Source organism: Sphingobium estronivorans (assembly GCF_008692605.1).
Lineage (GTDB): Bacteria > Pseudomonadota > Alphaproteobacteria > Sphingomonadales > Sphingomonadaceae > Sphingobium > Sphingobium estronivorans.
The window spans coordinates 1-10,362 of sequence record NZ_LFCT01000048.1; the positions used below are offsets into that span (position 1 = coordinate 1).

At 60.3% G+C, this 10,362-nt stretch carries 12 protein-coding genes; 3 read left to right on the forward strand and 9 right to left on the reverse strand.

What is annotated here, in order from left to right:
* The 5 genes from F7P65_RS21490 to F7P65_RS21510 form a co-directional block, all read right to left on the reverse strand.
* Positions 1–429: UPF0158 family protein (locus F7P65_RS21490; RefSeq protein WP_150295570.1), on the reverse strand; the 429-nt coding region annotated here is incomplete at its 3' end.
* 218 nt (positions 430–647) lie between these two features.
* Complete coding sequence (nadS, locus tag F7P65_RS21495) at positions 648–935, reverse strand: NadS family protein (protein WP_150295572.1); 288 nt, start codon at positions 933–935, stop codon at positions 648–650.
* Positions 932–1,186 (reverse strand): type II toxin-antitoxin system RelE/ParE family toxin, encoded by a 255-nt coding sequence (locus F7P65_RS21500; RefSeq protein ID WP_240334432.1) that lies wholly within the window; start codon positions 1,184–1,186, stop codon positions 932–934. The genes nadS and F7P65_RS21500 overlap by 4 nt, the downstream gene beginning before the upstream one ends.
* 105 nt (positions 1,187–1,291) lie before the next feature.
* Positions 1,292–2,455 (reverse strand): ATP-binding protein, encoded by a 1,164-nt coding sequence (locus tag F7P65_RS21505; protein ID WP_150295576.1) that lies wholly within the window; start codon positions 2,453–2,455, stop codon positions 1,292–1,294.
* A 139-nt stretch (positions 2,456–2,594) separates the two neighbouring features.
* A complete protein-coding gene (locus F7P65_RS21510) occupies positions 2,595–3,362 on the reverse strand; it encodes a COG4705 family protein (protein WP_150295578.1) in 768 nt (255 codons plus the stop codon).
* A gap of 352 nt (positions 3,363–3,714) precedes the next feature.
* On the opposite strand from F7P65_RS21510, the gene F7P65_RS21515 reads away from it, so the two are divergent.
* Positions 3,715–6,258 (forward strand): TonB-dependent receptor, encoded by a 2,544-nt coding sequence (locus tag F7P65_RS21515; RefSeq protein WP_150295580.1) that lies wholly within the window; start codon positions 3,715–3,717, stop codon positions 6,256–6,258.
* A 20-nt stretch (positions 6,259–6,278) separates the two neighbouring features.
* Positions 6,279–7,178, forward strand: coding sequence for a YncE family protein (locus F7P65_RS21520; RefSeq protein ID WP_150295582.1), 900 nt, complete (start codon positions 6,279–6,281; stop codon positions 7,176–7,178).
* A 171-nt stretch (positions 7,179–7,349) separates the two neighbouring features.
* Here the strand turns inward: F7P65_RS21520 and F7P65_RS21525 are convergent, their stop codons facing one another.
* Positions 7,350–8,378 (reverse strand): urea transporter, encoded by a 1,029-nt coding sequence (locus tag F7P65_RS21525; RefSeq protein ID WP_150295584.1) that lies wholly within the window; start codon positions 8,376–8,378, stop codon positions 7,350–7,352.
* A 282-nt stretch (positions 8,379–8,660) separates the two neighbouring features.
* A complete protein-coding gene (locus tag F7P65_RS22130; protein ID WP_162854743.1) occupies positions 8,661–8,825 on the reverse strand; it encodes a DUF6771 family protein in 165 nt (54 codons plus the stop codon).
* 137 nt (positions 8,826–8,962) lie between these two features.
* Between F7P65_RS22130 and F7P65_RS21535 the strand changes: the two genes are divergently transcribed.
* A complete protein-coding gene (locus F7P65_RS21535; RefSeq protein WP_162854744.1) occupies positions 8,963–9,544 on the forward strand; it encodes a hypothetical protein in 582 nt (193 codons plus the stop codon).
* Between the two features lie 172 nt (positions 9,545–9,716).
* Here the strand turns inward: F7P65_RS21535 and F7P65_RS21540 are convergent, their stop codons facing one another.
* Positions 9,717–10,088 carry a MarR family transcriptional regulator gene (locus F7P65_RS21540; RefSeq protein ID WP_150295586.1) on the reverse strand — a complete coding sequence of 124 codons (372 nt, stop codon included), beginning with the start codon at positions 10,086–10,088 and terminating at the stop codon, positions 9,717–9,719.
* Positions 10,089–10,201: 113 nt separating this feature from the next.
* Positions 10,202–10,362, reverse strand: a 161-nt coding sequence (locus F7P65_RS22670; RefSeq protein ID WP_420853334.1) for a JAB domain-containing protein, incomplete at its 5' end; no start/stop codon positions are given.

Here is a 10,362-nt window from a genome sequence, read left to right on the forward strand (position 1 = left end):
GCCAACATCGTCGCACCATCGGCACGTAGCTGTCTCGACCGCGCGCTCCTCATAGGCATACCATCTTTCAAGCGCGCCCTTCGCCTCGAGCAGATGTTTGAAACGCCTGTAGGCACCTTTCCGGGAGAAGATGTTTCGTGCCTCCGCCCCTGCTTCTGGCAGTTCCTCGTCGACGAATGCGAGCGCCAGCTTTTTCCCAGGGTCGAGGTCGCGTCGATGGGGCACCTGGATATAGCCTGCGGTTTCCGGATCGTCAGGCAGCTCTGCGGTATCGTCCATGTCGAGGCCGTCGGCCAGAAAGAGGATGCGGCCCGATTGCCTGCAAATATAGGCCTGATGTTCGTCATATTGGGAAGCGCTGACAAACTCGAGCGCGTCGATGAGGTCGCTTAGGAGCAGGGGCGCAGCCTGATCATTTTCCGGCGTCATGCGAACGACTCGCCTTTGGAAGCCGGCATTCGGGAAAAGGGAGCGCTGGCACCAGAAAGGCAGCAAAATCGACACTCATGCGGGACGCGGGAAAACGTTGCCCGAAAGCCCAATCTCCCAGCCATTGCTGTACGGTGCCGCATAGCCAGAACCCCACCATCGCCGTTAACCGGTCTGCTGACTAGCTATAGCGTCTTTCGCTACGCTCGTATTTGTCTTTAGCGCAACAGCTCGCTCACCAGCGACGGTTTCTTGGCGATCATGGCGAGTAGAACCTGAGCGGGGCCGGTTGGATGGCGGCGGCCATGTTCCCAGTTGAGCAGCGTGCCCTTGGCGACGCCGATGCTGCGCGCGAACGCGCTTTGCGATAGGCCCGTGCTGGCCCGGATCGCGGCGACATCAACGGTGGGAATTTCTACTTTGTGGACGCGGGCGCCGGTCTTCCTGCCCTTGGCATGATCCAGCGCTTCGTTCAGCCCCTGCATGATGCTCTCATAGGCACTCATCTTCGGTCTCCATAGGTTGCGACCAACGCCTTCGCTAATTCGACGGCGGCGGCCTGCTCGGCTTTGGACAGGTTATCCTTCTCGTTCTTGGCGAACACGGTGACGAGGTAGATTGGCATTTCCGAGCCTCCGAACAAATAGATGGTCCGATAGCCGCCGCTCTTGCCACCACCCTCGCGCGGAATCAAAACCTTGCGGAGGCCGTCGCCCAGCGACACACCCGACTCGGGGTGGACCGCGATATAATTCACTAACGCTACACGTTCGTCGTCGCCCGATTTGGTCGGCGCAGAAAGCCGAACGGCAGATGCCCCAGGAATGGCGCGTGTCGGGAGAGTGTGGTGCCGGTTGCATTTTTATCGCTTGATGGATTCGACCGCAGTCGCAAGTGGCACCACCTCAATGCCGTCACCCAGAGGGAAAGGCTCAAATCCGGGATATACGAGAAACTTGCGGTCGGGCTTCAAATCCTCGCACGCGGTGTGAAAGCCACGCTCGACCTTTGGCGAAAGGCTGCGCTTGATCTCAAACACCCAGAGCCTGCCATCGGCAAACCGAAGCAAGAGATCGATCTCTGCCCCTGCGGCGGTCCGGTAGAAATATGCCTCCGTGCCCTCCGGTGCGGCCGCCAGAAGGCTCTCGATGACAAATCCTTCCCAACTGGCGCCAGCCACCGGATGGCCAAGGACTGCTTCTCGGTCGGGAAGGCCCAGAAGTGTATGCACAAGACCGCTGTCCCGAACATAGATTCGGGGAGATTTGACCAAGCGCTTGCTGCTGTTGTTGTTGTGCCATGGCGCAAGGCGCCGCACGAGAAGCAGGTCGACGAGGAGGTCAAGATAATTTGCGACCGTCTGTGACGTGACACCCAGGCTGCGGCCAAATTCCGAAGCGTTCAGGAGACCGGACTGATGGTGGGCCAGCATTGTCCAGAAACGCCTCAGCGTTTCGGCCGGGATCCGTGGGCCCATCATGGGAATGTCCCGTTCGAGATAGGTTCGGATGAAATCCTGCCGCCAGCGTTGGCTGGCGCGATCCGAACTTGCCAGATAGCTGTCGGGGAATCCGCCTCTGATCCACAGATGTTCGATGTCCCCCGGGGGTATTTCCAGCGCATCGAACGGCCCCATTTCGATATAGCTGATCCGGCCGGCGAGGCTTTCTCCGGACTGGGCCAGCAGATCGATGGAGGCCGAGCCCAGGAGCAGGAACCTTCCCGTCCTTAGACCTTTACGCCGTCCACGATCGATGAGGCCGCGCAAAATCTGAAAGAGACCAGGGAGACGGTGAACTTCATCGAGGATGACCAGCTTATCTTCGTGCGCCTCCAGATAAAGCTCGGGCTCAGTCAGCTTGGCCCGATCAGCATCTGATTCCAGGTCGAGATAAATCGATGGCTGGAACTCTCCGACCTCTTGGGCCAGGGTGGTCTTGCCGACCTGTCGCGGACCCAATAAGGCGACGGCCGGGACGCCGCCGAGTCTTTCAATCAGTTCCAGCTTGATATGGCGCTCAATCATCCTTGTATAATTCAAATTAAATTTGAAATTTGCAAGCGTGGAATTCTATGTTTGGGATTCCTGCAGGGCGAAGCCAGGCTCTCATATCGCAGCTCCTACCATGGCTGGCAAAACCTCTGGGGATGGAGCTTCGGCTGGATCAAGCCGCCATCGACGGATGCCGTCCGGCACGTTGCGGCAATAGGGCGATCAGCAGGATCATGACGACCGCCAGGACCAGCGAGGCGAGCGGACGGCTAAGGTTCAGGCCGCCATGATCGATCGGCTTGTCGAGGAAATCGCCCACCGTCGCCCCGAGCGGGCGGGTGAGGACAAAGGCAGCCCAGAACAGTGTGACTCGGCTGATGCCGGTCCAGAAATAGAGCGCGGCGATGATCGCAAGCGCCACCCCGAACAGGCAGGCGGCTCCGACATAGCCCAGGCCGCTGGTGTCGGCCATCCAGTCACCCAATGCCGTACCAAGGGTCTGCGAGAAGGTGATGGTGATCCAGTAGAAGATTTCGGAACGCATGTCGCTGACCCGCTCCACCGAAACACTGCCGGTCACAACCTTCCAGACCGCCAATGACGCAATGACGCAAGCCAGCAGCAAGGCCGATCCCCCTGTATAGCCAATGCCCAGCGAGCGATCCGCAAAATCGGCCAGGGTGGTGCCGGCGGTCGTCGATGCGACGATCGTAGCCCAATATAGCGCGGGATGGAAACGCCGTGCTGCGATCTGGGCCGTGACAAGCACGATCAGCACCGCGGCGAAAATCGCGGTTCCCACCAGATAGCCCAGATTCATCGTCATGGTGATGGTGTCGCCGCCGGTCTCGCCCAAGGTCGTGGCCAGGATCTTTATGATCCAGAAGCCGAGTGTGACGGCAGGAACCTTGGACAATGTCTCACGCATGGGTTCGGTCATGGGGTCTCCCGATTCTGCTCGAAATCGATTCTTCCGGGTGTCGCCGGGGTTTCCGGCGATGCCCTGATGTAATCCATGCCACCTTAATCTGTTGCGGCCGGCACCATACAAAGTCCCAATGTTTGGGGCGTCCATGGGGGCATCGTCCCGTTGCGCTGTGCTCCATGGATTGGCTTGTAATTGGATAAATATGTTATTTATCATGTTGTTATCTGTCATTCTATAGCTGTGCGCGCACCTGAATTCTCCTTGATAAAATGAATGATTTGTAATGCGGCTTGCAGCCGTGCTGTCACAATGCGGGCGAATGACGCGCCTGCCGGGGGACCCGGGGTCCTGCAAGGAGGCCGTCATGAAATTCCGTCACGTTTCGCTCACCGCCATTGCCATCGGCATATTGCCCGCGACCGCCCATGCCGAGGATGCCGAACCATATAAGGCACGCATGATTGTCGTCACGGCCGCGCGCCAGGCGAAGACCGCGCGGGACGAGCAGTTGATCGCGCCGAACATCGTGAACATCCAGTCGGCCGAAACCATTGCCAAATACCCGGATGTAAACGCGGCCGAAGCGCTTAGTCGCCTCCCTGGTGTCTCGCTGTCGATCGATACGGCGGAAGGCCGTTTCGTCAACATCCGGGGTCTGGACGGCAATCTCAACGGCGCGACCTTCGGCGGCGTCAACTTGCTGAACACCCAGCCCGGTGGGACCTATTTCAATGCGTCGGGGCGCGCGGTCGAGTTCGATACCATCCCGGTCGGCGCTGTCGACCGCATCACCGTCACCAAGACCGGCCTGCCCGACCATGATGCCGAAGGCATCGGGGGCTCCGTCGAGTTGACGCCGCGTACCGCCATCGGGACCAAGGAACCATTTGCCGACATCACACTGGGCGGCGGGATCGAGACGTTCAAGGGCAAGGGGCTTTATCGCGACGAGGTCGTGCTCGGCGGTGCGTTCGGCGGCGTCAATGCCAATGGCGACAAGCCTTTCTCGGTAGTTTTCACACAATATCTGCATAACGATCATCGCAGTTTCGACGATATCGAGGCCGCCTATATCGACGACAGCACCGTCGCACCGGACAAGGCCTTCGCGGCCCTGGAACTGCGCAAATATGACTATTACCGCCAGCGGTTCGGTTATTCCGGCGAATTCGATTTCACGCCCAACGCGGACCAGCGCTTCTATCTTCGGGCCAGCCTGGCCGGCTATAATGAGCATGTCTCGCGCAATCGTCTGGAGCTGGATTTCAACGGGACGACGGTGGTCGATCCGGCCAATGCCAACGGCTTTGCCAGCACCGGCGTTAACGCTCTCAAGACGCTGCGGGACGAAGACGAAACACACCGGAATCTTGTCATCCAACTCGGTGGCGACAATCATTTCGGTCTGGCGCATGTCGAATATTGGGGCGCTTATTCGCGCGCGACCTATGACAAGCATTATGATTATAATTCTGAATTCGACAATCCGGCCAATTACGGACTGACCTACGACAACAGCACCAATCCGAACTATCCCCGGTTCGCGGTCACGTCGGGAACCGGGCTCACCGATCCGGCCAATTACTTCCTCGTCAATGTCAAGAACAGCGCGGAGAAGGATCGGGACGAGGAATGGTCCTATGCGGCCAGCGTCGCTATCCCGCTCGGCCTCGCGGCGGGCGACGAGTTCAAGGTCGGCGGGAAGCTGCGCTATCGCGAGAAAGTCGCCGATCCGGTCAACGGCAGATTCGACTATGCCGGTTTGCCGCTTGCGCTCACCGGTTTTGCCCAGGGTCCGGCCGTCACCAACTTCTACCATGCCGGCTATGATATCGGCCCGGTGACCGATGGTTCGGGTCTGCGCAGTCTGTTCGACCAGAGCGGCTCGGCCCTCAAGCGGAATATCGGCGGCTATTTCGATGACAGCGAGGATATCACCGCCGTCTTCGCCCAATATAAGGGCAGCTTCGGTCCGCTCGGCCTGTTGGTCGGCCTGCGTTATGAGCACAGTTCCGCCACCTATCGAGGCATCGGTAGCACGACCGATATCCAGGGCAACACCGTCACCACGCCGATTGCGACAGGTCGCAGCTATGACAACTGGTTCCCGACCGCCCAGCTTCGCTATGCATTCTCGCCTGAGCTGATCGCCCGTGCGACCTATTCGACCGGCCTTGCCCGCCCCGGCTTCTACCAGGCGCAACAGGCGACCAACATCGACCTTGGCGGCCTGACGGTCAGCACCGGCAATCCGACGCTGCTGCCGACCTACAGCCATAATTTCGATGTCAGCCTCGAATATTATCTCCCCAATGCGGGCATCCTGTCCGTCGGCGCCTTCGACAAGGAGATGCTGGACTATATCGTCACCCGGACCCAGCTGGTGAGCGGCTATGCCGGCAATGCGGGCATTTTCAATGTTGCGACTTACGAGAATGCGCGTCACGCCCATGCCCGCGGCGTGGAGGCAAATTATGTCAACCACTTCCGGGGGCTCCCTGGCCTGCTGTCCGGTTTCGGCATCGACGCCAATGCGACCTATGTCGACAGCGCGGTGGCGCTGCGCGACGGTGAGGGGCAGGTCGCACTGCCCGGCACGTTCAAATGGTCTTGGAACGCGGCGGTTTTCTATGAGCTTGGCGCGGTCAAGATACGCCTTGCCTCGCAATATGAGAGCAGCGTGCTGTTCGGGGTGGGCGGCAGCCGCGCCACCGACATTTTCCAAGACAGCCGCTATACGCTGGATTTCAATGGTAGCTATACGGTCAATCGCAATGTCGAGGTCTATTTCAACGCCAAGAACCTGACCAACGCGCCGCTGCGTTTTTATGAAGGCACGCCCAACCGGCCGATCCAGCGGGAATTTTACGATGTCACGCTTGAAGGCGGCGTGAAGCTTCACTTCTGATCCCCATGAAAGGATTCATCATGCGTCGTCTGATCTTTTCTCTGCTGGCGGCATCGGTCGCGATTGCCTCAGCGCCAGCCGCTTTCGCCGGGTCGGCACCGGCATTCGTCAGGGCAGCCGACATTCCCGCGCCGGACGGTCGCTGGGACTTCGCCAGCTGGGACAGTGAACATGGTCATCTGCTGGTCGCGCATGGCCAGGATGTCCTTTTGGTCGATCCCGCACTGAAGCCCGTCTTCCGCACGATCGGCAAGATCGAGGGCGCCCACGCCGCCCTTGCCATTCCCGGCACCAACCGGATCCTTGTCACCAGTGGTCATGACGACAGCGTGCGGATCCTCGATGCCGGCAGCGGCGCGCAGATTGCAAGCATCGCCGTTCCGGCCGACCCCGACGCCGCCATAGTGAGCGCGGATGGGCATATGGCCTATGTCATGGCCGCCAAGGCGGGCATGGTGTCGGTTATCGACCTTGACAGCCTGCGCGAGCTTCGCCGGTTTCCGTTGAAACCGGGTCTTGAAGTGCCGGTGCTGGTCGACAGCCATCTGCTCGCGGTCAACAATGAGGATGCCGGCGAGATCGAGCTGGTCGATCCCGACGCGGGCAAGGCGCTGGGCGCGATTGCGTTGCCGGGCTGCGAAGGCCCGACGGGAATGGCCTATTCGCCGGAAACGGGCCTGGCGCTCAGCGCCTGCGCCAACGGGAAGGCCGCGCTGGTCGATCTCGCCGAACACAAGCTGGTCCGGCTTGTGCCGATCGGTCTTGGGCCGGACACCGCGATCTGGCAGGCCAAGGAACGCAGGTTCCTCGTTCCGTGCGGCAAAATCCGGCACCTTGTCGGTTATCGCCCTCAATATAGCCGGCGATCCAGTCGTCACGGACATTCCGACCGAACCGAACGCGCGCACCGCAGCGCTTGATCCGGTGAGTGACCGCCTCTTCCTCCCCGCGGCCCGTTTCCTGCCGGCCTTGGCAGGCAAGCGCGGAGCCATGGAGCCAGGCAGCTTCCACATCGTGGTGATGTCACCTGGACGCTAGAGCGCGCTGCCTTAAGTCTGCATTTCGGGTAGCTATGCGTCAATTCCCAACCGCTAACCAGCGGCGGTGGTGTTACTGTCGCCGGAGGGTCGTTCATCCGCCGACACAAGCCGCAGCTTGGGGAAGATCGGGCTGGCAAGCAGGAAAAGCCATGTGACAAGGACGAAGGGAAGTGTCAGCGCCGGTACGCCAAGCGGCTCCAGCGCTGCGGAAACCGCCGCGAACACAATGGCGGTGGCAATGGTTGCGAGCAATGCATAGGCGATCGACACCCGGTCCAGCACGAAGAACACGCCGCTCAGCGCGATGGCGACAAGCGTGCTGTTGTATCCGAACGCGCCGGCGCGGATCGCCGGTTCGGCCGCGCCCATGCCCCATGCGACAAGGAGCCCGCTCAGCGATCCGACCAGCGCCGCCGTGCAGGCCATCCTTGAACTGATGAGGAGGCCGACCGCGAAGAGAATGCCGGTGATGACATTGCCCTGAAAAAAGACCTGGGCGATGCCGTTGAAAATGCCTTCGGCTATCGTCGATCCGGTCACCACGCCCTCGACAGTCACCGCCCCGGGAAGACCGGCGGTGGGCAAAAGATGCGTGGACTGGAGCCGGCCAAAGCGCGCGGTCGCCAGGAAGAAGCACAGGGAGGTGAAGACGAAGGGGGCTGTGAGCGCGGGCAGCTTCCAGGCGCTCATGAGGGTGAGAAAGGCGGCCATCATGATTGTCGAGCAGGCGGCCGCGAAGATCACGCAGCACCAGGTCAGGACGCCCGGTTGCAGGAAATAGAGCAAGGCAATGGCGACGAGCCCACCGTTGAAGCCGAACAGCCCCGCCCGCACCTGGGCGCGATCGACACCCAGCAGCAGGGCGGTGGCCGTGCTCACGGCAGTCCCGAGCAGAACCGCCGACCCGAACAGCGCTGAATTACAAAAAATCCCGATCAGGAAGAACAACCCGGCATAGCTGTTGTTCTGCAACAACACCTGTCCGACTCCGCGCAACACCCAGTCGAGAAAATTCGACAGAAAGGAAAGACGGTTTTGGCCGTCGACGGCAAGGCCGGTTGAAGAAAAGCGTGCGGTCATTGTGGAAATCCCCCTGTGACGAAGGACTGCCTACAGCCTCTGGCACGCGGCGAATACTCCTATTGACCGGACTAGGCGTCGCCTGATGACGGCAAATCTTGATGCTGCGCTCAGCGAGGAGCCGCGACCACGAACAGGTTGATCGCCGTGCCGCCCTTGAGCGCAAAATCATTTTCAGTAGCAACGAACGGGATTGCGCGGATGGCGGCAACGAGCGTCGATGATACCCGACCATGTGAAGCAGTTGGAGAATTGCTACTCCATGGTGAGCAACCCGGTCGATTACGAGGCTAAGCCGTGCTCCCGGACCGCGGCTTCCACCATCGCTGCCAAAACCTCTTCGGCTCGCGCGCGGAGGCTGTTGTCCTTTGCGCCGAGATCGTGTCGGATCCATTCGGGCGCCCGCTGCAACACCGTCAGCACAATTTTTGTCAGCTCTTCGTTCATCGCCACCGCTATGCTTCGGGAAACCGGGAGGGGCAATAGCCGATTCTGAGCTAATCCCGGGTGGACCGTTATGGGGCCGTTCGTTGAATTCATCCTCTCCCGATGCAAATATCATCTCCATTAAACGAGGCGATCCTATGGTGCGGCCCGCAACTGGCAACTCTATCGATCTGGATGAAGCGCTTCGTGCACGCATCATGGTGAGCGCCGAACGGTTGCTGAAGGTCATGCCGGTCGCCGCCAAGAAGATCGCTATCGAAAGCGTCGATCTGCCCGAATTCATGCTCAACCTGGCACGAGGCATTCCCGCCACCCAGGTCGATAACCCGGACATTGTCGAGGAACTCGGCCGGACAATCGCCTTCAAGCGGCAGATGATGGCGGCGGCGGGACAGGCCCTCAGCGCGGAGTCGGTTCGCAAGCTGCTCGGCCACAAGACCGTCCAGGCGGTTTACAAGGCTGCGCGCGAGCGCCGCCTGCTCATGCTGGACGACGGGGGCGTGAAACTGTTCCCGAGTTTTCAATTCGACGGCAACAGCGTCCGGCCCGCTATTCCGCAGCTTCTCGCTGCGGCGCCCCGATCAAGCGGATGGGCGATCCTCCAGTTTCTGGTTGGGGGAGAACCGGCATCCGACGGCAGGCGCCGGATCGATCTGATCAAAGGTACGCCCGAGGAAATCGACCTTGTGGTTCGATTCGCCCGTACACTCGACGACTGAAGCCATGGCGAAAGGGCGCATGCCGCAAAAATCCTTCATCGCGTTCATCGTCCTTCGGTCGCGGCTCGCTGGCACGGAAGATGGGATGCGGCATGGCGATGGAATGATCCAGCTGGATGGCCACGGTGTCTTGTACCTCGGGGAACTGACCGGATCGGCCAGCTCCGGCATATCATAAGGGCGAGGCGTGACAGATGCCGATCAGCCGGTCGAGCAGGCTGTTCACCTTGTCAACGCCGCCTTCCGTCATTTCGATGCCGATGCAGCGGCGATCTTGGTCGGACAACTCCCGCATGACCAGGCCTTGCTTCTCCATTTCCAGCACCCTCCGATGCGCCGTGGATGGTGAAACATGCGCGGCCATATACAGGGACCAGAGATAGACGCCCCGCTTCTCATGCCGTGCGAGATACAGATCGAGGAGCATGTCCCAGATCGGGCTGGGGCAAAAATCATAGCCGAGGGCGTCGCCGACGGCGTTGCGCATGTCGATAAGCCTGCGGCACATCGCCATCCGGTGGTTTATTGGCATCATCTGCGTCATTTACGCACTCCCTTGCAGTGGAAGCTGAACTTTGATTTTCATGGCGAATGGCCGGTGAGTGTTGTCGGTGGTCTGGATGGGGAAGGGGGCCCGCCCAGCCAGGGCACCGGGACCTACAGCAGACCAGCCCTACGAAAACTCACATATCCCTCACGACAAATGACCAAATGGTCGTGCACGGTGACGGCGAACACGTGCGCCGCGGCAACCATCCGCTCAGTCAAATTCCGGTCCGTCAGTGAGGGCTCGGCGGTTCCGGCTGGGTGGTTGTGGA